The organism is Fredinandcohnia quinoae (assembly GCF_022427965.1).
Taxonomy (GTDB): domain Bacteria; phylum Bacillota; class Bacilli; order Bacillales; family Bacillaceae_L; genus Ferdinandcohnia; species Ferdinandcohnia quinoae.
The window spans coordinates 125,832-152,405 of the sequence record NZ_JAKTTI010000002.1 but is presented as its reverse complement, the minus strand read 5'-3'; the positions used below and the strand labels follow the sequence as shown (position 1 = coordinate 152,405).

General features: G+C 36.0%; 25 protein-coding genes and 1 riboswitch. Of the genes, 18 read left to right on the top strand and 7 right to left on the bottom strand.

Translation table 11 applies throughout. From position 1 onward, the window contains the following. Positions 1-136: 136 nt before the first annotated feature. Positions 137-1,321: a chromate transporter gene (locus MJG50_RS02570; protein WP_240252448.1), complete on the bottom strand. Its 1,185-nt coding sequence runs from the start codon at positions 1,319-1,321 to the stop codon at positions 137-139. A gap of 113 nt (positions 1,322-1,434) precedes the next feature. Here MJG50_RS02570 and MJG50_RS02565 point away from each other — a divergent pair, with 113 nt between their 5' ends. The 4 genes from MJG50_RS02565 to MJG50_RS02550 all read left to right on the top strand — a co-directional run bounded on the left by MJG50_RS02565 (position 1,435) and on the right by MJG50_RS02550 (position 4,194). Then, on the top strand, positions 1,435-2,031 hold the full coding sequence (locus MJG50_RS02565) for a class I SAM-dependent DNA methyltransferase (RefSeq protein WP_240252447.1): 597 nt from the start codon (positions 1,435-1,437) through the stop codon (positions 2,029-2,031). 247 nt (positions 2,032-2,278) lie between these two features. Next, complete coding sequence (locus MJG50_RS02560) at positions 2,279-3,154, top strand: DUF6612 family protein (protein WP_275695467.1); 876 nt, start codon at positions 2,279-2,281, stop codon at positions 3,152-3,154. A gap of 164 nt (positions 3,155-3,318) precedes the next feature. Then, a complete protein-coding gene (locus MJG50_RS02555; RefSeq protein WP_240252445.1) occupies positions 3,319-3,522 on the top strand; it encodes a helix-turn-helix transcriptional regulator in 204 nt (67 codons plus the stop codon). Beyond that, complete coding sequence (locus MJG50_RS02550; RefSeq protein WP_240252444.1) at positions 3,523-4,194, top strand: DUF3169 family protein; 672 nt, start codon at positions 3,523-3,525, stop codon at positions 4,192-4,194. A gap of 104 nt (positions 4,195-4,298) precedes the next feature. Here MJG50_RS02550 and cysK read toward each other — a convergent pair whose 3' ends face one another. Then, on the bottom strand, positions 4,299-5,219 hold the full coding sequence (gene cysK / locus MJG50_RS02545; protein ID WP_240252443.1) for a cysteine synthase A: 921 nt from the start codon (positions 5,217-5,219) through the stop codon (positions 4,299-4,301). 258 nt (positions 5,220-5,477) lie between these two features. After that, a complete protein-coding gene (locus MJG50_RS02540) occupies positions 5,478-6,212 on the bottom strand; it encodes a type II toxin-antitoxin system Phd/YefM family antitoxin (RefSeq protein WP_240252442.1) in 735 nt (244 codons plus the stop codon). A gap of 156 nt (positions 6,213-6,368) precedes the next feature. Between MJG50_RS02540 and MJG50_RS02535 the strand changes: the two genes are divergently transcribed. Beyond that, positions 6,369-7,238, top strand: coding sequence for a YitT family protein (locus MJG50_RS02535; RefSeq protein WP_240252441.1), 870 nt, complete (start codon positions 6,369-6,371; stop codon positions 7,236-7,238). Between the two features lie 57 nt (positions 7,239-7,295). On the opposite strand, the gene MJG50_RS02530 is transcribed toward MJG50_RS02535, so the two are convergent. After that, entirely contained in the window at positions 7,296-7,586 is a 291-nt protein-coding gene (locus tag MJG50_RS02530; RefSeq protein ID WP_240252440.1) for an RNA polymerase alpha subunit C-terminal domain-containing protein, read from the bottom strand. Positions 7,587-7,713: 127 nt separating this feature from the next. Here MJG50_RS02530 and MJG50_RS02525 point away from each other — a divergent pair, with 127 nt between their 5' ends. The 4 genes from MJG50_RS02525 to MJG50_RS02510 all read left to right on the top strand — a co-directional run bounded on the left by MJG50_RS02525 (position 7,714) and on the right by MJG50_RS02510 (position 10,875). Next, the gene (locus tag MJG50_RS02525; protein ID WP_240252439.1) at positions 7,714-8,175 is read left to right on the top strand and encodes a YaiI/YqxD family protein; all 462 of its coding nucleotides are present in this window, start codon (positions 7,714-7,716) and stop codon (positions 8,173-8,175) included. A 111-nt stretch (positions 8,176-8,286) separates the two neighbouring features. Beyond that, on the top strand, positions 8,287-9,051 hold the full coding sequence (locus MJG50_RS02520) for an NAD-dependent epimerase/dehydratase family protein (protein WP_240252438.1): 765 nt from the start codon (positions 8,287-8,289) through the stop codon (positions 9,049-9,051). 100 nt (positions 9,052-9,151) lie between these two features. Next, positions 9,152-9,706, top strand: coding sequence for a TetR/AcrR family transcriptional regulator (locus MJG50_RS02515; protein WP_240252437.1), 555 nt, complete (start codon positions 9,152-9,154; stop codon positions 9,704-9,706). 149 nt (positions 9,707-9,855) lie between these two features. Then, the gene (locus tag MJG50_RS02510) at positions 9,856-10,875 is read left to right on the top strand and encodes a 2,3-butanediol dehydrogenase (protein ID WP_240252436.1); all 1,020 of its coding nucleotides are present in this window, start codon (positions 9,856-9,858) and stop codon (positions 10,873-10,875) included. Positions 10,876-10,968: 93 nt separating this feature from the next. Here MJG50_RS02510 and metE read toward each other — a convergent pair whose 3' ends face one another. Beyond that, a complete protein-coding gene (metE, locus tag MJG50_RS02505) occupies positions 10,969-13,263 on the bottom strand; it encodes a 5-methyltetrahydropteroyltriglutamate--homocysteine S-methyltransferase (protein ID WP_240252435.1) in 2,295 nt (764 codons plus the stop codon). Positions 13,264-13,530: 267 nt separating this feature from the next. Beyond that, positions 13,531-13,715: riboswitch (cobalamin riboswitch) on the bottom strand. Between the two features lie 225 nt (positions 13,716-13,940). Further along, positions 13,941-15,326 carry an alkaline phosphatase gene (locus MJG50_RS02500; RefSeq protein ID WP_275695466.1) on the bottom strand — a complete coding sequence of 462 codons (1,386 nt, stop codon included), beginning with the start codon at positions 15,324-15,326 and terminating at the stop codon, positions 13,941-13,943. A gap of 201 nt (positions 15,327-15,527) precedes the next feature. Here MJG50_RS02500 and MJG50_RS02495 point away from each other — a divergent pair, with 201 nt between their 5' ends. Both MJG50_RS02495 and MJG50_RS02490 read left to right on the top strand, forming a co-directional pair. Then, on the top strand, positions 15,528-16,199 hold the full coding sequence (locus tag MJG50_RS02495; RefSeq protein ID WP_240252434.1) for an AlkZ-related protein: 672 nt from the start codon (positions 15,528-15,530) through the stop codon (positions 16,197-16,199). Positions 16,200-16,538: 339 nt separating this feature from the next. Next, on the top strand, positions 16,539-17,738 hold the full coding sequence (locus tag MJG50_RS02490) for an MFS transporter (protein WP_240252433.1): 1,200 nt from the start codon (positions 16,539-16,541) through the stop codon (positions 17,736-17,738). 218 nt (positions 17,739-17,956) lie between these two features. Here the strand turns inward: MJG50_RS02490 and MJG50_RS02485 are convergent, their stop codons facing one another. After that, complete coding sequence (locus MJG50_RS02485; RefSeq protein ID WP_240252432.1) at positions 17,957-18,571, bottom strand: PH domain-containing protein; 615 nt, start codon at positions 18,569-18,571, stop codon at positions 17,957-17,959. Positions 18,572-18,881: 310 nt separating this feature from the next. Here MJG50_RS02485 and MJG50_RS02480 point away from each other — a divergent pair, with 310 nt between their 5' ends. From MJG50_RS02480 to MJG50_RS02450, 7 genes are all read left to right on the top strand, one after another. After that, complete coding sequence (locus MJG50_RS02480) at positions 18,882-20,462, top strand: ABC transporter substrate-binding protein (RefSeq protein ID WP_240252431.1); 1,581 nt, start codon at positions 18,882-18,884, stop codon at positions 20,460-20,462. Between the two features lie 113 nt (positions 20,463-20,575). Continuing rightward, positions 20,576-21,526, top strand: coding sequence for an ABC transporter permease (locus MJG50_RS02475; RefSeq protein ID WP_240252430.1), 951 nt, complete (start codon positions 20,576-20,578; stop codon positions 21,524-21,526). Between the two features lie 15 nt (positions 21,527-21,541). Then, positions 21,542-22,444 (top strand): ABC transporter permease, encoded by a 903-nt coding sequence (locus MJG50_RS02470; protein WP_240252429.1) that lies wholly within the window; start codon positions 21,542-21,544, stop codon positions 22,442-22,444. 35 nt (positions 22,445-22,479) lie between these two features. Next, on the top strand, positions 22,480-23,499 hold the full coding sequence (locus tag MJG50_RS02465) for an ABC transporter ATP-binding protein (protein WP_240252428.1): 1,020 nt from the start codon (positions 22,480-22,482) through the stop codon (positions 23,497-23,499). Beyond that, the gene (locus tag MJG50_RS02460) at positions 23,480-24,475 is read left to right on the top strand and encodes an ABC transporter ATP-binding protein (RefSeq protein WP_240252427.1); all 996 of its coding nucleotides are present in this window, start codon (positions 23,480-23,482) and stop codon (positions 24,473-24,475) included. Before MJG50_RS02465 ends, MJG50_RS02460 begins: the two co-directional genes overlap by 20 nt. Positions 24,476-24,521: 46 nt before the next feature. Next, the gene (locus tag MJG50_RS02455) at positions 24,522-24,902 is read left to right on the top strand and encodes an OsmC family protein (RefSeq protein WP_240252426.1); all 381 of its coding nucleotides are present in this window, start codon (positions 24,522-24,524) and stop codon (positions 24,900-24,902) included. A 214-nt stretch (positions 24,903-25,116) separates the two neighbouring features. Then, positions 25,117-26,484 carry an MDR family MFS transporter gene (locus MJG50_RS02450; RefSeq protein WP_240252425.1) on the top strand — a complete coding sequence of 456 codons (1,368 nt, stop codon included), beginning with the start codon at positions 25,117-25,119 and terminating at the stop codon, positions 26,482-26,484. The last annotated feature ends 90 nt before the right edge of the window (positions 26,485-26,574 follow it).

Genomic DNA, 26,574 nt, shown 5'->3' with positions numbered 1-26,574 from the left:
TCGTATCACGTAGTAGATGATCAGTCAACATTATTTTAATAACTAAATATTAGACACAGAAAAATTCTGTGTCATTTTCTTCTTAAGCTAATGGGAGGGTAGAAATAGGTGCTAGAAGTTAGAGAAATTAAAAGGTTTATATGAACATCATTAGTGAACCACCAATTGCCCCAGTAATAACAATAATCCAAGGTGGTAGCTTAAAATACACTAACATACAAAATAATATTGCAGCGAAAGCAAAATCGATAGGTGCTAATATTGAACTAGTCCAGATTGGTTGATAAAAGGCAGAAATTAATATACCAACTACTGCCGCATTTACCCCCATTAAAGCTCCTTTTACTTTTGGATTACGACGTAAAAGGTTCCAAAAGGGGAGTGTTCCTAAAATTAATAGGAATGCTGGTAAAAATATAGCTACAGTGGCTAAAAGGCCACCTTTCCAACCAGCCATTACTGCACCTAAATATGCAGCGAATGTAAACAATGGACCCGGAACAGCTTGTGCAGCACCATAACCAGCCAAGAAAGCTTCTTCACTTAACCATTCTGTCGGTACAAATTCACGTTCTAGTAATGGTAATACTACATGCCCACCCCCAAAAACTAAAGAACCTGATCGATAAAAACTATCAAACATTGCAATCCAATGTATATCTGTTAACTCTCTTAATATAGGTAATAGTATAAGTAAACCAAAAAACAATGTTACGCAAATTAATGCAAAGCCCCGTGAAATAGGTATTTGTAAATCTGCATCTTCAGTATCATTATTTTGCTTATATAATAGGTGACCGAGAAATGCAGCAATAAGAATAACCCCTACTTGGGTAAAAGCTGTTTGCCATAAAAGGGTAGCCACTAACGCAAATAAAGCTAGGGTTTTTCTTTTTAAATCAGGAGTAAGTTTTTGTGCCATTCCTAAAATAGCATGAGCAACAACCGTGACTGCTACAATTTTTAAACCATGTATCCAACCAGCATCTGCTACATCCAATCCTTGAAGAATTAGAGCAAACACTATAAGTGCAATCACAGATGGCAATGTAAAACCGATAAAAGATACAATACCACCTAAGACTCCAGCCCTCATAACTCCAATTCCAATTCCCACTTGACTACTAGCCGGACCCGGTAAGAATTGACATAACGCAACTAAATCAGCATAGCTTTTTTCATCCATCCACTTTCTTCTCTGGATATACTCATTATGGAAGTAGCCTAAATGAGCTACAGGACCCCCGAATGATGATAAACCTAACTTTGTAGAAATTAATAGTATTTCTAAAAGGGATTTGAAACTTGTCTTTTTGTTCATCAATACTCCACCTTTCTTTGGGCATCTCTTTAGTGTGTTGTATAATGTGAATATGTATTTTGCTATAATAACCACAGTGTAGCTTTCATTTTATATAAATAGAGGTGTGAAATATGGAAGATAATGTTTTTGAACAAATGGCAAAAAGGTACGATACTGAAGAAAGAATTGAATTAGCTAAAGTTATAGTGAAGGAAGTAAGAGCAGAATTACGAAATAGTACATCCAAATCTTTAATAGACTATGGGAGTGGTACGGGGCTAATTAGTTTAGAGTTATCGGATTTAGTAGATTCAATTTTGTTGGTAGATAATTCAAAACAAATGTTAGAGGTTGCGAAAACTAAAATTTCTCACAAAGGAATTACCAATTCAAAAGTACTTCATTCAGATTTTACCCAAGAAACTCCAGAACTTAAGGCAGACATCGTCATAATGTCATTAGTCCTTCTTCATATACCAGATACTAATAAAATTTTACAAGCATTGTTCAACATTTTAAATAATGGTGGAAAGTTAATTATTGTTGATTTTGACAAAAATGATAAAATATATCATCCAAAAGTTCATAACGGTTTTTCACATGAAGAACTGAAACAAAGATTATCCGAAGTTGGATTTAAATCAATTGAAATTAAGACTTTCTATCATGGAAACCATATTTTTATGAATCAAGATGCATCTATGTTTATATCTAGTAGTATAAAATGATTCAGTTCCGATAGATAATAAGGAGTTATGAAAGATAATCAGAATATTTATTGAATTATACTATTGTTTGACCTAACATTCCACCAAATAGTCCGTATTTAAAAAAAGAATGGTTCTTTATTCATACACCAATCTAATCCAAAAAACCAAAAAACAGGAAATTAGTATGAATTCTTTTGCGAATTGAAACCTTTATAATGGAAGGGTCGTAAAGATTATACGAATAAAGAAAAAGGATGTGGAAGTTTTGAAAAAAGGTTTATGGATTATATTTGGTTTGTTATTTGTTTTAATGCTGGCTGGTTGTAATACTAAAGCGGAACCAGTGAACAAACAGGAAGAACCTACAAAGAAACAGGAAAAAGCAGTGGAAAAAGAGGAAGCTGAGTTAACTTTAGGGGAAGTTTTTGAAAAAGTAACCGAAGCCTCTAAAGAATTAAATAGTTTTAAAGTGAAAATGGATATGAAGCAAAACATCAGCTCTGATCAAGATGCATCTGCCAATATGGATATAAATACAACTCTAGAAATGGATTTTGTTCAGGATCCAATGGCTTTCTATCAAAAAATGAGCATGAAGATGCCTGAACTTGAAGAAGATATGGAAATGGAAATTTATTTTACAAAAGACGGAATGTATTATTATGACCCAACTAGTCAGATGTGGATGAAGTTTCCATCCGAAATGATGGAACAATTAGTACAACTCTCTGACCAACAAACGAACCCAGCGGCGGAAATAGAGAAATTAAAGTCTTTTGTAGATGATTTTAAATTCCAACAAGACGATAATAATTACATTCTATTATTAAATGCATCTGGTGATAAATTTACTGATTTCTTAAAGGAAACGATTCAAGAGACATTACCTGAGGGAATGGCTGATTCAGCTGAAGTCTTTGAAAATATGAAAATCAACAAAATGAATTATGAGATTCATATTGACAAAAAGACATTCTATCCAACCATTTTAAATCTGAGCATGGATATGGAAATGTCTGCTGAAGGCCAAACGGTTAAAATTGCACAGGATATAAAAAGTCAGTATGTAGAACATAATCATATTAAGGAAATTACGGTTCCTCAAGAGGTTATTGAAGGGGCAGTAGAAAGCGGTATGTAATATATTTTTTTAAAAAGGCCAGTTTCTTGTTGAAACTGGCTTTTTTTTATTGTTTGATAGATAGAATGACAATAATAATTATATTTATGACAAATATAGTTTACATTTTGAAAAGTATAACGTACACTATAATTAATAGATAAAAGAAATTGAAGGTGATGTTGTTGAAAAGTCGGTTAAAAGAGCTTCGGGCAAGAGAGGGCTATAACCAAACTCAGCTTGCGAAGCTCGCAAAGGTGTCTAGACAGACGATAAGCTTGATTGAACGTGAGGAATATATGCCTTCACTACTTATCGCAGTTCGTATTGCACGGATTTTTAATGAACCTGTAGAAAATGTATTCAAGTTTGAGGAGGATGAATTATAAATGAAACTTATATTAAAGTTTATTATTGGAGGATTTGTTGGTTTCGTTGTAGCATATGCTTTAATGAATTTTTCTGAGATTGATTTTTCAGGAGAGATAACAGTAATTAGCTTAATTGGAATTTCTATCATTTTAATTGTGATGAGTATTTTTCGCATTCAAAAAATTAAGTCTTTAAACATCCAACAATTTAGTGGTGATGAAGAAGATGAGGTAGAGGATCAAAAGTATAAGTTGTTTGCTGATTATTCTTTATTTGCCAATTCCAGTTTTGTACTTTCGATTCTAGCGCTTAGTATAAGTATGATTACAACTAAAAACGTCATTCTGACAATTGCGGCATTAATCTTACTCATTATTACTTATCTCTTACTTCATTTCATGACGTCTTTAATGCAAAAGGTATATCCGGATCGTAAACTGCCAAGTACTTCTGATTCTGATTATGCTCAAAAGGTACTCGATCTTGCAGACGATGGTGAAAAACATGTCATCCTAGACGGATTGTTTAAATCACAAGGCTTATTAAATATTTCTCTTATATTTGCTATTGCACTGTCTACGGTCCACTCCGTTAGTGGGGAGGATTCACAGACCTTTTCGATTATCCTCATGGCAGTTGTATTGTTGGTTGTGAATAGTAGATATTTATTAGTAATCCGGAATAGGTAAATTAATCTAGTAAAAGAATGCAGTGATTACGAAAAGCCGAAGCTTAAGGGCCAATGTCTTGAAGAAACTGGCCCTTACCCCTTTTTTATGTAGATCCTTCTTATCTACACAAATAAGTCAGATGATAAATAACGCTCGCCTGTATCTGGAGCCAAGCATAATACATTTGCATCCTTTGGTAGATCTTTTGCGATCTGAATTGCATAGTAAGCCGATGCTGCACTGGATGCACCAACAAAAATTCCCTCCTCACTAGCAAGACGGCGGGCAATCTTTTGTGCATCCTCGTCTTCTATATGAAGGATTTCATCGATAATAGCAAGATTTAATATTTTGGGAATAAATCCTGGTCCAGTGCCTGGGATTTTGTGTGGGCCTGGTCTACCACCCGATAGTACCGGGGATCCCTTTGGTTCCACAGCAAATATTTTCAGATTAGGAAGATGCTTTTTCAATTCTTCTCCAGTTCCGGTAATTGTCCCGCCAGTCCCAGCAGTTAAAACAAAAGCATCCAGTTTCCCGTCAAATGCCTCTAAGATTTCGATCGCTGTTGTTCCCCTATGTGCATCTGAGTTGGCTGGATTATCAAATTGCATCGGAATAAAACTATTTGGAATGCCAGAAGCTAATCGATTCGCCTCATCAATAGCACCTTGCATACGAAGATTACTAGGAGTTAAATGAACTTCTGCTCCAAAAGCTTTCAAAATGCGTACTCTTTCCCTTGTTGCATTTTCAGGCATCGTCATGATGCATCGATACCCTTTCGCTGCACTAACCATTGCGAGTCCAATTCCTGTATTCCCAGAAGTTGGTTCTATGACTGTACTTGTTCCAGGGATAAGTTTCCCTTCAGCCTCTGCACGTTTTATCATATTCAATGCAGCACGATCTTTCACACTTCCTCCAGGATTAAAGGATTCTAACTTTATATAGACATTTGCTCCATCCGGATAAGGCAATCTGTTCAATTTTACAATGGGTGTATTCCCAATTAGGTCTAGAATAGAATTGACAATTTTCATCTTGTGTCACACCTTTTATGTTCTTGGGATTGGGTGTTCATTAATGAAACAGGGATAGAATAAAAGTCGTCAAAACAAGGGATTAACTTACTTCTTTGTGAGTCATATTGGTTCGCATTTTCATTAAACTGCTGCACAATGGAATTTCTTGAATGAATGTATGACATATTGGAACTCCCTTCTATTGTTCATTTAGTTGAATTATACATAATAATCCAGAATTACACTCAAGATTTTTCAATAAGTTAAATTTTAGTTCTATATTTTAAAAATCCTACTAATCTCTACACTTAATCCTTCAAAAATATATGATTTTGCGGCCTCGTTATTTTTATATGTGACATAATTGCCAATTTCATGATCCTCAAAAAGATAGACAGTTAGTTCTTTATTATCGGGGTTTACAATCCAGTATTCGTTCACGCCACAGGACATATAGAGGTCGAGTTTCTGAATCATGTCTTTTCTTCGAGTACCCTTGGAAAGGACCTCAACAACTAATGAAGGAACTCCTTTATAATAGTCATTTTCATTTAACTTCTCCTCAAGGTCACAAATAATCATTATATCGGGCTGCACAATATTGATGTTTTCGGGACTTCTCCTAAGTTCAATATCATATGGGGCAACCATGGGTCTACACTTCGTACCTTGGAAAAAGTTAAAGAAGAAACCAAATAATTCGGTTATTACAATTTGATGAGCAGTTTTAGGAGAAGCGAGCCAATAGATTTCACCATCGATGTACTCCATTCTTTCCTCGGTCTCTTGATGTATTTGAAGAAATTCCTCATATGATGCCTTTTTTCCTCCATAACTATATTCTGGGGCTTTTTCTTGAACAGTATTTATTGGGTTTTCTGCTGGTGTATCTTTAAAAGCTGTAAGTTTCGCAATCTCTGTACCATTTCGTGTAATAATAATTTCTTCTTGTGCAGCAAGCATTAAATACTTTCCAAAATTATTTTGAAGCTCTGTAGAATTAATAATCATAGAAATCCTCCTTAATATTAGCTAAAATAGCTAAAGTAGTTAATTTGAGTATATATTAGTTAATCTGTTGGTTCAAGAGCATTTTAACGCTTATTAAGTGTTAAAATAGATATAATTAAAAGTAAAAATAGAAATTAGTTTGGAAAGAGGAATGTAATGAGTACAACTACAAAGAAAAAAAGAAAAATTAAAAAGGTATCACAAGCATTATCAGTTGTTATTGGGGCATTTATCACCGCATATGGACTTGAAGCGATATTAATTCCAAACAATGTATCAGATGGTGGTGTGACAGGACTTAGTATCGTTGGATCACAATTATTTGGAATGCCCTTAGGAATTCTAATTGGAATACTGAATATCCCGTTCGTATTTTTAGGATATAAACAAATTGGGAAAAGTTTTGCTATTTATTCTGTTATTGGTATTGCTTCACTAGCATACGGGACTAGCATTATGCATCATGTACCAACTATTATTCATGGAGATACGCTGTTAGTAACGGTCGTTGGTGGTATTATCATTGGTTTTGGGATGGGGTTAGCATTACGAAATGGTGGTGCACTTGATGGCATTGATATGTTAGCGGTATTACTTTCTCGAAAATTGCCTTTCGGAACTAGTGACCTCATTTTATTCTTGAACTTATTTGTGTTTATTGTTGTGTCTACAGTCTTCGGTCTTCAAGGTGCTTTCCTATCGGGGATTGCCTATTTTATTGCATCTAAGGTGATTCACACTGTTGAAGAAGGTTTAAGTGGATCTAAAACCTTTAAAATAATAACAAGTGAACCTGAATTAATGGTAGAAACGATACGAGATCGCTTAGGTCGTAGTGCAACGTATAACGTAGTTGAAGGTGGCTATTCAAATGAGAAATTTAAAGAAATCACTTGTATTATTAACCGATTAGAGGATAGTAAAATGAAAGAAATCATTAATGAAGTTGATAAATACGCCTTTGTTGCAGTATATGATGTGGCAGAAGTTAAGGGTGGTAACTTCAAAAAGCGTGATATCCATTAATACAAAAAAAGTGGATTTCTTGATTAGTTAGGAAATCCGCTTTTTAATAGCTGATGGTTAATTTTTAAATGATAGTCCATTTTTCTGTAAAGCATCACGGAGCTTTGGTAGAGAAGCTGGTCCCATACCGTGAAATTGCAAAATCTCATTCTCACTATAAGTTGATAGTTTTTGAAGAGAGGTAATGCCATTGTTTTCTAATGCTCGTCTGGCTGGTGCAGAAAGTAGTGATAGAAATCCGGTATTAGGTTTGCGATCATGCTCACAAATTGGGCAAGTGGGACAATCACTAGATTTAAAATAAGTGTGTCCTTTACTACATGTCTTTTTAGTTATATTTGTTGTCATTTTATACTCCTTTCCTATTCTAGCTTCGAAGATTAGTGAATTGTATGTTCATTTATATAGTATCAACAATAATTTTATAATTGAAAAGGGTTCGCTTACAATAAAAATAGTTAGAGGAGGGAAATTTGTGAAAATATACATTGATGCAGATGCATGTCCTGTTAAGAAAATTGTTATAACTGAAGCTATAAATGCAGATTTTCCTGTTGTACTTGTTACTAGTTTTTCGCATTATTCTACTGAAGAACAGCCTGAAGGTGTGGAGACGATATATGTGGATTCAGGAGCTGATGCTGCAGACTATCGGATTATGAAACTTGCCAATAAGGGAGATTTAATTGTTACCCAGGACTACGGCCTTGCCTCACTCGGCTTGGCAAAGGGCTGTATTGTCATGCATCATAAAGGCTTTCTCTATACAAATGACAATATCGATGAATTATTACAGACGCGATATATTAGTGCAATGGAAAGAAAAGGTGGAAAACGAACAAAGGGTCCAAAGGCATTTACAGATGAAGACCGAGAAAAGTTCAGGCAGCTTTTTAGAAAAACGATTGTGCACATTAAAAAAATTGAAGGGGCTTAATCCTTATATAAGGTAAGCTCCTTTTTATTTTCATTTTTTAAAGGTATTTTTTCTTATGAGTGAGGAAGTTTATATAAATGATAAGATGACATCAAATGACGGAGGACCAAAATGAAAAGGAAAATAACCTTAATTGGCGGTGCAGGGACAATTGGAACAATTTTATATAAAGGACTCCGGAACAAATATGATTTCGTCATTCTTGATAAAAATATACCTGATCCAGCAGAACATTATATCAAGGTAGATGCAACTAATTATGAACAGCTGCTTAATAGTATTCCGAAAGATTCGGATGCAATTATAAATTTATTAACTATAAAAACTCAAAATAATCTAAGTGATATAAATGAATTTCAAAAAATGACTGAAATTCATTTTAATTCTTCATTTTACGTATTACATGCAGCAGTGAAATTAAGAATTCCAAAGGTCGTTTTTGCTAGCAGTAATCATACAACGGATTATTACGAAAATGCCGGATTTTCTTCATTAGGAAGGGAAATTACAACAAATGATTATCCATACTCCCGTGGTTTATACGGTGTATTGAAGCTTGCTTCTGAAAATATCGGGCATGTTTTTGCAAGTGAAACTGATAACAAACTATCCATTATTAATCTACGAATTGGTAGTGTTCGTCTTGATGAATCCCAAGCAGTCGAACAGGATGAACGTCTTAGCCGAACGTTATTATCCCATGAAGATACTGTACAGCTATTTGATTTGGCCATTCAGTCTACAGTAAAGTACGGAACCTATTATGGGGTTTCAAATAATCCTGGAAAACCATGGTCAACGGAAAGTGCGTGGAGAGAGCTCGGGTTTATTTCGGAAATGAATGCGATCGATATTTTACAGCGGGAAAAAGATTAGACATGTTTATAAAAAAGAATTGACCTCTTGGATCATTTTTTTCAGGATAGAATTTTTATGATACACTATTTTAAAAATTGTTGAGGAATGTGAATCGAATATGGCAGGTCCAAGAGAAAAGATTATTGATGCTACGATTGCTTGCATTGAGGAAAAAGGAAGTGCTTCAATATCCTTAAGAGATATTTCGAAAAAAGCAGGGGTTGCATTAAGCCAAATTCATTACTACTTTTCTGGTAAAGAAGGCTTATTAATTGAAGTAGCATCGAATTTCATGATGGAGGAACAAGAGGAGATAAAATCATATTTAAGTGAAATTAAAGAACCAATTGAACGGATTGAAAAGGCTATTGATTTTTTAAGAGAACAGTATCAGAAAAATCCAATGATGCAAAAGGTATATTTTGAACTAATGCATATGGGAAATTGGAATCCTCTAATAGCAGAAAAGACAAGAATTTTACATGAAAAGTGGATTGAAATGATTCTTCAAGATGATCTAGCTATTGGAATTACTGATCGGTCATTAGCACGCTTTATCGTTGTATTTCTTGATGGTTTAGCCATGCATTCATTACAGGGTGTTGCTAGAGAAGAAATTGATAAGACGTTTGATTTTTTCCGTGGTACGATAAAAAATTATATAGAAAAATGATAGGGAGCTATTAGTAGTTCTCTTTTTTATGACGATTTCCTTTTTTATCCACTGGGAAAACTACTTACAATTTAATTCGAAAGTGATATAATATAATAATTCGGACGAGTGTCCGAATTAATGCAAATACAGCCTGGGGGATAACAGAGATGAAGGTAGTAAAATTCTATAATAAAAAAGATGTTCGACTTGAAGATGTTGATGTAAAAGCTGTGAAATCAAATGATGTAAAAATTGAGGTAGAATGGTGTGGGATTTGTGGAAGTGACCTACATGAGTATGTGGCAGGACCCATGTCATATAAAAACACTCCATTAACATTCGGTCATGAATTTTCTGGAAAGATTATTGAAATTGGTGAAAATGTTACGAAAGTAAAAGTGGGAGACCGCGTTACGGTTGAACCAATTATTTCATGTGGTACTTGTTCAAATTGTAAAAAAGGGTACTATAATCTATGTGTTAATAGACAGGGCTATGGTGTAAGTATAGATGGAGCATTTGCAGAATACATTGTTGTTCAAGAAAATACAGTTCATATTCTTCCTGATAATCTAGAGTATGATATTGCAGCCCTTGCTGAGCCTACAGCTGTTGCTCTACATGCAGTACGTAAAAGTCAATTAAAAGTTGGGGATGCTTGTGCTGTCTTTGGTGCTGGACCTATAGGTTTATTGGCAATCCAAGCTGCACGTGCAGCGGGTGCTAGTAAAATAATTGCAGTAGAGGTTTCAAATGAACGAAGAGGAAAAGCGCTTGAATTAGGTGCAACCCATGCAATCAATCCTGCTGAAGCGAATGCGGTAGAAGTGATTCAATCAATTACCGATGGTGGTGTAGATGTTGCATTTGATGCAGCAGGTGTTGAACCAACGTTCCTTTCTGGTATTTCAAGTATTAAGCCAGATGGTGAGTTGATGATTATTAGTCTTTGGGAAAAACCGGTTACATTCAATCCAAATATGATGGTAGTTGCTGAGAAAAAGATTAATACTTCACTAGGATATAGACATAACTTCCGAGAGGTCCTTGATCTCTTGGCGAACGGTACAATTGATGGCAAAGCTGTTATTACGAAAAAAATAATGTTAGATGAAATAGTAGAAGAAGGATTTGAGGTTTTAACAAAAGATAGAAGTCAATGCAAAATCTTAGTTAAGATTAAATAAAACAAGTGGATGGTTCTCTGCTTCTATTACTTATATGAAGCAGAGAACCGCTTAATTGTACGACAAATCACTTTGTGGACTACAACACAATTTCTATGATTCTATTAGTTGTTCCTGTTGCCGAAGTTTACGCGTTGCTGCCACCATATTTTTTAATGATGAGATGGTTTCTTCTTCATGGCGTGTCTTTAAACCACAATCTGGATTTATCCAGAATTGTTCCTTTGTTACAATTTCTAAGCTTTCAGTTAAAATTTTATGGATTTCTTCGACTTTAGGTACTCGTGGGCTATGAATATCGTACACGCCTAATCCAATACCAAGTTCATATCGGTTTTGCTTCAAGGACTGAATCAATTCTCCGTGGCTTCTTGATGTTTCAATCGAAATGACATCTGCATCTAGGGCTCGAATAGGCTCAATAAAATCATTAAACTCGCAATAGCACATATGAGTATGGATTTGAGTTTCATTTTTCACACTTGCAGTTGCTAGCTTAAATGCATTAACCCCCCAAGACAAATAATCATTCCACTTTTCCTTTCGTAATGGTAAGCCTTCACGCAATGCAGGTTCATCCACTTGAATAATTCGAATGCCTGCAGCTTCGAGTTCACGTATTTCTTCCCTTAGTGCTATGGCAATTTGATTTGCAACTTGTTCACGAGGGATATCATCTCGAACAAAGGACCAATTTAAGATTGTGACAGGGCCAGTTAACATCCCTTTCACATATTTAGTTGTTAATTGCTGTGCATCGACGATTTCCTTCACGGTCATTGGAGCAGTCCACTCAACATCGCCATAGATGATTGGTGGTTTTACACAACGGGAACCATATGACACAACCCATGCATTTTTTGTAAAAGCAAATCCCTTTAGCTTTTCACCAAAATATTCGACCATATCGGTACGCTCAAATTCGCCATGTACGAATACATCCAGCCCAATTTCTTCTTGAATTTGAATCCAGCGTGCTGTTTCACTTTTAACAAATTCAGCATATTCGATATCAGTGATTTTCTTTTTACGCCATGCAGTTCGAGTACGTTTTACCTCGTCTGATTGTGGAAAGCTTCCAATCGTTGTCGTTGGATAATCTGGTAGCTGTAATGCATCCTTTTGTAATTGTTGACGTTCGGTAAAAGAAAGAGGACGCCTTAAATGTTCTGGTATCACATGTGACATAAGGTCCTTCACACGTGCGTTTTTACGATCTTCATGCTGTGCTAGTGATTCAATTGCTAACATGCTTTGTGAAATATTTCCTTTTCCTGTCCAAGACTTGTCGAGTACATAGGAAGTAATATGCACTAACTCGGTAATTTTTTCATCGGCAAATGACAATGCATTTAATAATGTTTCATCGAGTGCAGCTTCTGATTTTTTTGTAACTGGTACATGCTGCAAGCTACATGACGGTTGAATCCAAGCCTCTTTCACATCGCTTAATGATAAGATAGCTTCTGTTGATGTTACTTTTTCGGCTAAGTTAGACCGCCAAATATCACGGCCATTAAGGATACCAATTCCCATTACCTTATTTGCTGGGAAGCCATAATTACGAAGTGAGGACATATTCTCTTTCATACCATGTACAAAATCAAGTCCAATCCCGGCTACAGGCAGTTGTGAAAGCTCCTCAAAAGCGGAGAGTCCTTCAAAATATGTTTGTAGCATAATTTGTGCAGTTGGAACTTTTTCGGCTAATTGCTTATAAATTTCTTGTACAAGCTTTATATCATCCGCTTTTAAAGATAGTACAAGAGCTGGTTCTTCCATTTGAATCCACTCTGCTCCAGCTTCTACTAATTGTTCGATTACTTGTAGATAAAGAGGTATGAGTTGTAAAATAAAAGATGCTTTCGATATTCGGTCATACCCTTTCGACAACTGCAAAAATGTAAAAGGACCAATAATTGTTGGTTTTGTAATTTGGCCAAGCTCTTCCTTAGCTTCAAGGAAATAATCCAAAAGATAGTTATTGGTTAATTGTAAAGTGTTTCCTTCATACTCAGGTACGATGTAATGATAATTTGTATTAAACCACTTTGTCATTTCGCAAGCTACAGCATGATCATTACCACGTGCCATTGCGTAGTATGTTGTTAGTTCTACTACATTACCAGACCAGTTATAACGAGCCGGTACCATTCCAAACATGGTCGCATGGTCAAGCATACGGTCATAAAATGAAAAATCTCCAACAGTTAGTAACTGTAATCCAAGAGACTCTTGACGCTTCAAAAGATCCAAACGGATTGCCTTCATTTCTAAATTAAATTCTTCCTCAGAAATTGCACCCTTCCAAAAAGATTCAACAGTACGTTTCCATTCTCTATTTTCCCCGATGTACGGGTAGCCAATGGCTGTATTAATTAATTTCAAATCGAATACCTCCTTGATATTTGTGTTGAAAAAGAAATGTACGTATTATGAGCTAAATAAGATCAAAAATTATTATGATCACTCCTTACCGAGAAAAAATTTTACATATTACCAAATACAAAAAAGCCATCTCCGCTAAATGGAGATGGCTAAAACATTCAAGTTTATAGTAGGTTAGTAGAATGATAAGAGAACAAACCTTATACCATTCCTACTCATAACTCGTTTGTCGTACAAGAATGTCACCACCTATTCCTCGTAGGTATTTGGTGTGTACTGGAATTGGCAGGTCTCCTGGCTTATCATCAATGCTCCTCACACCTTCCCATTTTTAAAAAACAGTGGTATTTGTGATTCGCTCCGATTTACAGTTGCGGGACAGCGACGGAATTACACCGTTCTTCCCTTTTAAGCCAAGCCTTTAGCTTGGCACCAACTCTTACACGATATGTAATTCCGATTACTATAACATATTCCGAGAATGAAGTACATCGTTTCCTGAATAATTGAAATTTAAAAGGTATTGGATCATGCTAAAGGATCCCCGTTGCTACTTGAAAGCAACAGGGATCTTTTGACGGATAAGAAAGCATAACTTTCTTATCCGAATAAGTGCAACTAACGCCTCTGTCTTCGCCTAAAGGCTCGCCAATCGGCGAGTTTTCTTTATGAATAGATTATTTATCAGTAATTTTTACTTTGGCATTAAGTAGGTCGAAGATAATCTCTGCATGGTCTGTATTGTCAAGCTGACCTGCAAATCGGCTACTTGAAGGACCGTAAGCATAGACTGGCACATCGTCACCTGTATGTCCACCAGTTGTCCAACCGGTATTTGAGCGCTTATTAAAAATGTTTTCAATCGCGTTATCGATTTCTGTATAATCTTTCTGATCAGCTGCGTCTTTAACAGCTTGTATTTCTTCCACTTTTAAATCAAGGTCGATGTATTTCTTTAAAGTTTCTTCGACATTCGCTCCATTTGCAATAAGGTCAGCCATATAATCAGGTGATTTTTTTGCAGCTTTTATCGGTTCAGGCAACCAGCTGTTCGCTCCGTTTGCACCAATTGTGAATCCACCCGTTGAGTGGTCAGCTGTCACAACTACGAGTGTATTCTTATCTTTTTTAGCAAAATCAATGACTGCCTGAAAAGTCTTTTCGAAATCTTCCATTTCACTCATTGCACCAACAATGTCGTTATCATGTCCTGCCCAATCGATTTGGCTTCCCTCAACCATAAGGAAGAATCCGTCTTTATCCTGTTTTAAAAGGTTAATAGCTGATTTTGTCATTTCCTCCAATGAAGGTACATCTTTATCTCGATCTACCATTTTTGGCATGCCTGCTGGTGCAAATAACCCAAGCGCTTTTCCACTTTTCAACTTCAGCAATTCATTGCGATTTGTTACATATTTAAAGCCATCCTTTTGGAATTCTTTTACAAGGTTTCGGTTCTGACGGATGAAGAGATCTGTTCCTCCACCTAATAGTACATCAATTTTATGCTGACCTTTGATAAGATCGTCATAATAATCATCTGCAATTGCGTTCATGTTTTTACGACTAATATCATGCGCACCGTATGCTGCAGGTGTGGCATGAGTTATTTCTGATGTAGCAACAAGGCCAGTTGCTTTTCCTTTTTCCTTTGCAGCTTCTAAAACCGTCTTCACTTCTGAACCATCATTATCAATCGCAATTGCATTATTATATGTTTTAATCCCTGCAGCCATTGCTGTTGCTGCAGATGCTGAATCTGTAATGTTTTGGGATGCATCTTCTGGATATGTCATCTGCATACCAACCAAATAAGGATCAAAAGCAGTGGGTTCTACAAACTTAGTCTTAGGGTTATCTTTAAAGGAACGGTAAGCAGAGGTATATGGAACTCCCATACCATCTCCAATTAAGAAGATTACGTTTTTTACCTTTTTAGTTTGTTGCACCTTCCCTTTAGCTTCAACTGTTGGAAACATGCCGGTAATACCAAAACCTGCTAGAACCACTGTAGATACAACAGCAATTGGTAGAAACTTCTTTTTAAAGTTTTTAATAGACATATTTTTCCCTCCCAATTTTAATTACAAGATTAGTATATATGTATATTGTTAAGGAAATATAAAGAGAGGGTATAGATATTGTTAAAGTACGTCGCTAAAAAAAAATGCAAGTACTGTTGCCAATAAATATGATTAAGAAGGAAAATGATGTCGATTATAGAAAGTATAGCGTAGGAATTACTAAAAAGGAGTGAACAGATTATGGACTATAAGGTAAAAACATATGAAGAAGCTGTAAAAGTAATTGAAGAGATTGGATTGCTACCTCTTGCTCCCTTGATACCTGCATTTCCTTCATTGAATAGCATAACAGAGCAAAAGAATTGGCATTCAGATACAGAGTTTGATCCTTGGATTTGGAGAACAAAGTTTTCTGCTGACGGGATTGCTGGATATGGTAAGTTTATGAAGAAAAAGTCAGTTTTAGTGTCCCACCAGCTTCTCCCGTATGTGAAAAAAGTGTTAGGTCACAATGGAACAGTTGAAGAGCGTTATTTTAATGGAAATGTTTCAAGAGAAGCATATCATATATACAAATTGATTAGCCAAGATGAAGGGATAGACACGAGAGCATTACGAGTAAAAGCAGGACTAAAAGAAAAAGAGAATAAAAAAATATTTGAGAATGCACTATTGGAGTTACAAGGTTCAATGGATATCGTAATTTCAGGTATACAGGAGAAAAGAAATTCAGATGGAGAAAAGAATGGATGGAGTAGTACAGCCTTTGAGACTTATGATTCTTGGACAAGTAGATATCATATCGAAACCATCTCGTTAGATAAAAAAGAGGCAAAGGAATTTCTTTTAGACCATTTTTCAAAAATAAGTAGTAATGAATCAGTTAAGAAATTTGAAAAAATATTTGCTTGAGAGAGATAAAAGAATAATCTTCCAAATTTTTTAGATTGAAGCTTACATTTTAGTATGCTAGTATAGAAATCGAAAATAATATTCCTTTAATACGGTCCAGAGAGGCTGAAAAGGGTGACTAGATAACCTATATACTTCATTTATCTATGTATATTCATGCCCTTTTGTCCTCTCTGACAAAAGGGTATTTATTTTGTATTTAGCAATACCTCTTTTAACGAAGTCCTGTGAGGCTTAAAAAGAGAATGGAAGAGTTTCATATAAATGATTATGCCTCCATTCCTTCAAAGATAAAGGAGATCTAGTACATCAGGAATAAACACTGGAGGGTGGATCAATATGGATTATCGTAAAAAAACAGTAGTAGCATCAGTAGCGGGCTTAACATTAGAAGGTATGGACATCATGTTTATCTCATTTGCGATGTCGATGATTATTTCGGAATTTAACATTGATTTAGCAACAGGTGGCTTCATTTCTTCCATAACGAATATTGGTATGTTATTGGGTGGAATCATGTTTGGCGTTTTAGCAGATAAGTTCGGTCGCGTGCGAATTTTCACTTATACCATCCTGTTGTTTGCAATTGGTACAGCTTTAACCGGATTTGCAACTAATATTGAACAAGTCTATCTATCTAGGTTTATCGCAGGATTAGGTGCAGGTGGAGAGTATGGAATTGGTATGGCACTTGTTGCGGAGGCATGGCCAAAGAACAAGCAAGGTAGAGCTTCTTCTTATGTCAGTATAGGTGCTCAATACGGTGTTATTCTTGCAGCGCTTCTAAGCGCAATGATTTTACCTACTCTAGGATGGAGAGCACTGTTTTTTGTTGGTGTCTTGCCTGTTATTTTTGCCTTTATTGTGAGGAAGAATCTGGATGAATCTCCGGAGTGGTTGGCTGCCCAGAAGAATAAAAAAGTGGATAAAAAGGGTAAGTTGGCTCAGTTATTTGAAACACCGCGTACAACTATAACGACAATCGCATTAGCCATAATGGCAACCGTTCAGATTGCTGGCTATAATGGATTAATGATATGGTTACCGTCCATGTTACAACAATCGCAAGGTTTGTCTGTCTCAAGCTCCGCACTATGGACGATCAGTACCGCAGTTGGTATGATTATTGGAATGTTGACTTTTGGGCAATTCATGGATCGATTTGGAACAAAGCGGGCCTATGGAATCTTTCTTCTGGCTTCTGCGTGTGCTGTATTTCTATACTCATACGCATCAGGAAGTATGGCTGTATTAATAGGTGGCGCGATTGTAGGATTTTTCTCAAATGGAATGTTTGCTGGATATGGTGCGTTAATAAGTAGTTATTACCCAGTTCAGATTCGAAGTACAGCAACAAATACGATTTTTAACTTTGGTAGAGCGGTAGGAGGACTTTCACCAATCCTTGTGGGCTATATTTTACAAAGTTATGATATGACAGTTGCGATGATCTATCTTGCAGCCTTATATTGCATTTCCTTTATTGTTATGCTAACACTTAGAAATAGGAAGATTAGTAGTACAAGCAATGCTATGTGAATAATGAATGAATATTAATGAATATTAATGAATTGACCACCAACCGCAATGCTGAAAGTGCATTTTGGTTGGTGTTTTTTAACTTTATCCAGTTGGGTTCAAACTCGACTGAATAAAGTTAAAGCCTCCGGCGGATGCCACAGATTTTTTAGAGGAAGCTTTTCGAGCAAGCTCGAAAAAATCTGGGCACAAATACGCCAAGGCGCATTTGATTAACCTTAATTATTAATATACTTTTCAAAAACTGCACCGAAGTCTTTTTCATGGTATTGCTCACGTGCTGATTTCATCCAGGAGAATCCAAATTCAGTTAATTGTTTGTACTGATCAGCAAGCTGTATATCGGATACTCTCGAATTGTGCAATACTGACACTGCTTTATCCAAGCTTTCCATAGCCATATCATACTTAACGCTATTATCATGAATAACTTCAGATATGTAGACTAAAGCCTTATATAGATCGTTCAATTTATTGATTTGTTTTTTATCTACATCAATATTATAGGTTTGATTACCTAATGTGAATTTTATTTCGATATCTAGATCAACTCTACCAGCGGTTTCAAGAAAAACATTTGAAATCTTAAATTGTGAATATGGGTAGCGTTTCAATAAACGTTTGGAAGAAATGGCATTTTCTCCATCAACATGGATAAAGGCAATATTTGTGAAGCAATATTCATCAGCTTTTGTCTTAATCAAAAAATAAATCCTCTCATTATCCTCATGTCTTATATAATCATCTGCATCTGTTTTGTCATAATCCTCAGGACCAATTATTTTCCCAATATCTGATAAACCTAACGCTTCTGATGCGAATTTTTTCAACATAGTTATTTCTCCTTCTTTCTATAATAGTATTTGTATTCTGAATTATTATAACATTGAATCTAGGTGATTTTAACCTAAATTATGTAATTAAACGTATCCTTTAAGGGATTTCTTTAATAAAAAGAGTAAACACAATTTATTGACAATAAGAGTGTGATAGTCTAATATAATCTAAAACAATTCACATCAGTTTAGTTGGTATTATTGTAGCTGAAAAGGTGAGGTGCGGAAAAAAGTAAAATTTAACATGGAAATGCTACTCTTCAAATTTAATTACATACAAAATAACAATCTTGGGGGATAACAAAAAATGATAAGTAGAAAATTTAAACTTGTAACATTGCTGTTGACGTTAGCTATAGCACTGGTAGGTTGTAACAGTGAATCTGACGAGGCTTCAAAAGATAAAGAAGGAGTCTCTGAAGGAAATAAAAAATACAAAGATGAAATTAATATTGCAGTAACTGCTCAGCCTCCAACATTGGATTCAGCAATGACGGTATCACAGGTTGCCTTGGACATTGCGGGCAATGTATATGAGACATTATATACGTTAAATAAAGATTATGAACCAACTCCTATGCTAGCCGAGTCTGTTGATATTAGCGAGGATGGAAAAACATATAGCTTCAAATTAAGAGAAGGTATTACATTCCATAATGGTAAAGAAATGACTTCAGAGGACGTAGTAGCTTCAATGAATCGATGGTTGGAAAAATCTTCACGAGCGAAATCACTTTTGGCCAATGCAAAGTTTGAAGCAGATGGTGCTTATACTGTTAATTTAAATCTAGAAAGTCCAACATCTGATGTGCTAATTGTTATGGCATCTCAGTCCAATTTTCCGGCGATTATGCCAAAAGAAATCATTGACTCTGCTCCAGCAGAAGGGGTATCCGAATATATCGGTACAGGTCCGTTCAAATTTGAGGAGTGGAAACAAGATCAGTATATTCATTTGGTAAAAAATGAGGATTACAAACCAGTTGATAGTGAACCAAGTGGATTTGCAGGGAAGAAAGAAGCATTTGTTAATGATGTTTTTTATCATTTTGTAACAGATCATTCAACACGAATTGCTGGTATTCAAACAGGAGAATATGATATTTCCGATAGTATACCAACTGAAAGTTATGAACAATTAAATGCTATGGATAACGTAAAAGTCTACACTTTTGTTGGTGGTACACTTACATTATTTTTCAATACGAATGAAGGTGTATTAGCTGACGTTAAAATGAGGCAGGCAGTAAATACCGCATTAAATATGGATGAAATTTTATTAGCAAGCTTTGTCAATAAAGACCTTTATACATTAGATCCTGGATATATGAACCCGAATGCAGTCCAATGGGCAAGCGATGCTGGGAAAGAGGTTTATAATCAAGCTGACCTAGAAAAGGCTAAAACTTTGTTAAAAGAAGCAGGTTATAACGGAGAAGAAATTACATTATTAACTACTGGGGACTATGCTGAAATGAGCACAGCGACAACTGTAGTTCAAGAGCAGTTAAGACAATTAGGAATGAATGTAAAAATAGATAATTTTGATTTTCCTACTTTCTTAGAAACAAAAAATGATTGGACAAAATGGGATATCTTTATTACTAGTAATGGTTACCAATTAACGCCTCCGCAATTGTTAGCTGTTAATCCTGAATGGGCAGGATTAAATGATCCTAAGGTTAAAGAATTACTTTCTTCCATTAGGCAAGCTCAATCACAAGATGAATCAACAGCAAAATGGGATGAATTACAAGGATATCTGTACGAATCCTTATCCTCAACTGCAATTGGTCAGTACAAGAGTATTCTTGCAACAACTGACAAACTTGAAGGATTTGAAGTATTCGAGGCACCAATCATTTGGAATACAAAAGTTATCGAATAAAGTGATACTATCTCATGAAAATGAGGACCACTATTAGTGGGTGTAAGAAATTTATAGTCCTCCATTGCTCGTTGCGATGGAGGATTACCTATTAGAAGAGGGGGGGCACACCTTTGATTAGTTATGTAATTAAGAGAATTTTATCACTCATTCCAGTTTTATTTGTTGTGTCAGTTGCTATATTCCTAATCATACATTTAACACCTGGTGATCCAGCAGCAGCCATACTTGGAATAGAAGCATCAGAAGAACAAATAGAAGCTCTGAATGAAGAATTAGGACTCAATCTACCAATCTATAAGCAGTACTTGAATTGGGTAACAGGAGTTATAAAGGGGGATTTTGGTAATTCCTATTTTATGGATGAGCCTGTTTTGGAATCTATTTTGAGTCATTTAGGACCTACCCTCTCACTCGCAATACTTGCTGAAATTGTTTCTTTAATCCTTGCGATTCCAATTGGAATTTTTGCAGCGTATCGTCGGGGCTCTTTCACTGACCAATCCCTGATGATTATTTCATTATTAGGGATGGCTATTCCAAGCTTTCTATTGGGATTATTACTCATGTTAACGTTTGGGGTATATTTACAATGGCTACCAATAGCTGGGTATAAACCATTAAGTGATGGTTTGTGGATACATATTAAATATTTGATTTTGCCTGCGATTGCATTAGGTACGATACAAGCAGCACTTGTTGCTAGAATGACTCGTTCATCGATGCTTGATGTACTGAATAAGAACTTTATAAAAACAGCACGTTCGAAGGGAGTAAAAGAACGGAAAGTAATTACAAAACATGCACTTCGAAATGCCTTTCTTCCTATCCTAACTGTTATTGGCCAATCATTCGGTACATTAGTGACAGGTGCAGTAGTTGTTGAAACGATTTTTAATTTACCGGGATTAGGGCAACTAATTATTAATTCCATTGAAAGAAGAGATTTTGCGGTCATTCAAGGTGTCGTATTATTTGTTACATTGCTCTATGTATTTATTAATCTTATTGTAGATTTACTCTATGGTGTGATTGATCCACGAGTAAGGTTAGAGCGGAAATAGAGAGGAGGCATAAGAATGGCTGTAATAGAGAGAGAATATAAAATTCATGAGATAAAATCAAACCTAAAAAAACAACAACGACAGTTGGTAATTAGAAGATTCTTCTCAAATAAATTAATGGTAACTGGAACTATTGTCTTCATTTTCTTCATTTTCGTTTCACTATTTGGACCGTATCTTCTGTCTTTTGATCCATATGAGATGAAGGTTGCACAACGATTACAAGCACCAGGTATGGAGCATTTGTTGGGAACGGACGAATTTGGGCGTGATCTTTTAACTAGGATTGTATATGGAGCGAGAGTGTCAATAGGCGTTGGTTTGGCGGTTACGATTATATCCTCAATTTTAGGAATGATAATTGGACTTTATGCTAGTTATTATAGTGTATTAGATCACATTTTGATGCGCATATGTGATGGATTGATGGCCATTCCTGGTATTCTTCTAGCAATTGCATTAATGGCTGCGTTAGGATCATCGGCAGTGAATGTAATCATAGCCTTAAGTATCGTATTTACTCCGAGCATTGCCCGTATCGTCCGTTCTTCGGCCTTAGTGGTGCGTGAGCAGACCTATATAGAAGCGATACAGGCACAAGGTGCGAGCACATTCCGAATTATTTGGAGGCATATTGCACCCAATACGTTATCACCGCTCGTTGTACAAGCAACATTTATCTTTGCAGAAACCATTATTTCAGAAGCTGCACTTAGCTTTTTAGGAGCAGGGGTTCCAGTTCCGGACCCAAGCTGGGGGAATATTTTACAGGCTGGAAAACTAGTGATCTTCAAGGCATGGTGGATGGTTGTTTTCCCTGGTTTGGCAATTATTCTATCTGTTTTAGGATTAAATCTTCTAGGAGATGGATTGCGGGATTTACTAGATCCTCATTCTTCAAGAAAGACTAAGAAATAATAATATGACATGATGATGTTATAGGAGGTATATTCATGGGGAAACAGCCTCTATTAGAAGTGAAAAATCTAAGAACTCATTTTCAAACAGAGCGAGGAAGCGTAACCGCAGTAGACGGAATTAACTTCCAGTTAGGAGCAGGCGAGATTCTAGGTGTCGTTGGTGAATCAGGTTGTGGAAAAAGTGTTATGTCTCAGTCAATTATGCGACTATTTGATGAAAAGTATTCTGCAAAGTATGAGGGAGAAATCAAACTTAATGGGAAAAATCTGTTGGATTTACCGTTATCACAGATGCAGAAAATCCGTGGGAATGATGTATCAATGATTTTCCAAGATCCACTTAGTTCGTTGAATCCTGTATATACGATAGGGGACCAAATTGAAGAATCGATTATGCTGCATCAGAAGGTCACGAAAAAAGAAGCATCAAGAAAAGCTATTGAGATGTTAAAACTTATAGGGATTCCTTCACCTGAAAAAAGGGTTAATGAATACCCACACCAGCTTTCAGGCGGTATGCAACAACGTGTAATGATTGCGATGGCGTTATCTTGTAATCCAAAATTATTAATCGCGGACGAACCGACAACAGCCTTGGATGTAACCATTCAAGCACAAATATTAGATTTAATCTTGGATTTGAACGAGAAACTTGGAATGAGTGTTATTTTTATTACTCATGATTTAGGAGTTGTTTCAGAAATATGTACGCGTGTACTTGTAATGTATCTTGGACAAATTGTCGAAGAAACGGACGCGGATAGCCTTTTTTCGAAGCCACTTCATCCTTATACAAAAGGATTAATGAAATCAATACCTCAAATGGATGGTGATCGTACGCAAAAGCTGCATATGATTGAGGGGACTGTGCCTTCTTTAAACAACATCCCGAAAGGCTGTCGCTTTGCAACTCGTTGTCCTTTTGCAGATGAGCTTTGTAAAGATAATGTTCCGGAATTAAGAATATATGAAGGAAATAAAAAGGTAAGATGCTGGCATGTTGATAAAATTGCTCAGCAAGAGGAGGTGCCATATGACTCTTCAAACAATTAGTGAAGTAGAACCATTAGTTGACGTGCAAAACTTGAAAAAGTATTTTCCTATAAATGGACCATTTGGACGATTAAGTGGATTAAAGGGGCAGGTAAAAGCGATAAATGATGTTTCGTTTCAGCTTTTTAAAGGGGAAACGTATGGTTTAGTTGGTGAGTCCGGAAGTGGAAAAAGTACAACAGGTAGAACCGTTATGCGGTTGACCGAACCAACTGATGGTAAGGTAATCTATAACCAACAAAACATTTTTGATCTTTCGAAAAGAGAGCTCCGCCCCGTGCGGAAAGAACTTCAAATGGTGTTCCAAGATCCGTTCTCCTCATTGAATCCTCGGATACGCATCGGTGAAACTCTGGAGGAACCTCTATCGATTCATGCTTTAGCAAATAAAAGTGAACGCAGAGAACGGGTTTTTGATATGTTGGAAAAGGTGGGAATGCAGGTTGAACACTATTATCGTTACCCACATGAATTTTCTGGTGGTCAACGACAAAGACTTGGATTAGCAAGGGCATTAATATCAAATCCAAAAGTTATTATTTGTGATGAACCTGTTTCTGCCTTGGACGTTTCTATTCAATCACAAGTGATTAATCTTTTACAACAGCTGCAGGAGGAATTTCAGCTAACGTATCTTTTCATTACCCATGATATAAGCGTTGTGCGTCATATTTCCGATCGAATTGGAGTCATGTATTTGGGTAAAATTGTGGAGGAAGCACCAACAGATAATTTATTTAACACTCCACTTCATCCGTATACACAAGCGCTTTTTTCAGCAATACCCGGAAAACATAGAACTCAGCATAGGGAAAGAATTATTCTGAAAGGGGAGATTCCTTCTCCTATTAACCCTCCAACTGGTTGTGTTTTCCATACGAGATGCCCGTTCGTAAAGGATATATGTAGAAAGGAAATACCTCAAAGGAAAGAAATTGGCCAGAGACATTATGTGGCATGTCATTTGTATGAATAGAGCAATTAAGATATGGGATATTTTGTCATGATAGGAGGAGTATGATTTGGCTTTGATTAAAAAAGAGAATGGTAGCTTTGGAATATACAATGAAGTAGGTTTACAAGTCCAAGGCAGCTTTACGCCAAATTCGAATGGACTTAACCCGAAAGAGTTACTGGAGGCATCAATTGGGATGTGCTTGACGATCGTGATTCAAAAGATGTTTGAGAGAGACGGCGTGGAAGTTCATGATGATGAATTTTCTGTAGAGGTCACAGGAGTTAAAGCAGCAGATAGTCCTTCGCGCTTTGAACATTTTAATGTATCGGTTTCACTTCCAGAGCATTTACCAGAAAAATATAAGCACAAGATTATCGTATCAGCTGAAAGGGCTTGTACAATTAGCAATACAGTAACAAGAGGTGCTTCGGTTAAAATAAATTAAAGATTGAATTGATAAAAGAGCTATTTCTGATGAATAGCTCTTTTATCAATTTAATGGTGTTATTCATTATCCATAAAATAAAAAATTTACAATTGGTGCAAATACTTATAAAATATAGCTTTAAACTAAAAATTATTAACATACAGCTGTTAAGAGATATAAACAAAACGAAGCAGGAAATTTGACTTACCTGTTTTTCAGAGGAGAGAGAAATATGGAAACGAAGAAGAAGTGGGTTGTTTTTGCATTATTAATATCAACGTTTTTAACGGCTATTGAAGGAACGATCGTAAGTACAGCCATGCCAAAAATAGTGGAGGATTTGGGAGGTAGCAAATTATATACGTGGGTCATTTCTGTCTATTTATTGGCGATGGTTATTAGTACTCCTGTATTTGGTAAGCTAGCAGATTTATATGGAAGAAAGCTGATGTTTTCAATAGGAACAATCATCTTTTTAATAGGTTCAACACTTTCAGGATTTTCACAAACGATGGAGCATCTTGTTTTATTTCGAGTGATTCAAGGATTAGGAGCCGGTGCTTTAACGACAATCCCGTATACAATCATAGGGGACGTCTTTGAATTTGAAATGCGTGCCAAAATGCAAGGGTGGATTAGCAGTGTATGGGGAATCGCAGGAATTGCTGGACCACTTGTTGGCGGATTTATTGTTGATACAATATCATGGCACTGGATATTCTTTATGAATATTCCGTTTGGAATTGTGTCATTGGTTCTATTATGGTCTGCTCTACATGAACAAATTGAAAAGAAAAAACAAATAATCGACTATGCGGGTATTATAACCTTTGCTGTCTGTATGACTTCTTTCTTATATGCGTTAACATTATTAAAAGAACATAAACAAGTAACAAATAATATATCAATCCTATTTGTAATTGCAATTGTTGGTCTCGGGTTATTTTTGTGGATAGAAGCAAAAGGGAAAGAGCCGATGCTGCCACTTTCACTATTTAAGAATAGGGTGATAAGTGTAGCGAACATCACTGGTTTTCTTTTAGGCTTTATCCTAGTAACTGTAACCTTCTACATTCCATTATGGGTACAAGGGGTTACGAATTTAAATGCAACCTATTCTGGAATTGCAATGCTTCCTATGTCATTAACATGGCCTGTCGGATCTGTTTTTGCAGGGAAATGGCTAAGTAAAAAGTCGATGGCACACATTACTATGGTTGGTATTGGAATTATCATCGTGGGATGTATTGGATTTGCTTTCTTTAAGACAGAAACAACAGTATGGTGGATGATGGTTGTTACAGCAGTGATTGGATTTGGTTTTGGAATTGCATTTACTGCATTTACAGTTGCGGTACAATCAGCGGTAGATTGGAATATGCGTGGTGCAGCGATGGGTTCAAACAATCTCATGAGAAACCTTGGGCAAGCAATTGGAATTGCCGTTTCTGGCCTATGGCTAAGCGATGAGCTAAGAGGAAATGCATTAGAGACAAGCTTGCATACAGTATTTATTATTTTAGTGATCTTAGCGATTTGTTCGTTTGTTGTAACAGTCTTCCTTCGACAGAAAAAAGGAACAGCCCCTGCTATGCATTAATTTTTAGTAGTCCTGCTTCTTGTACAAGAATGATTTCTGTACAGGAAGCAGTTTTTTTATCTCTGACATTAGGATGTGTCAGGTATCCTA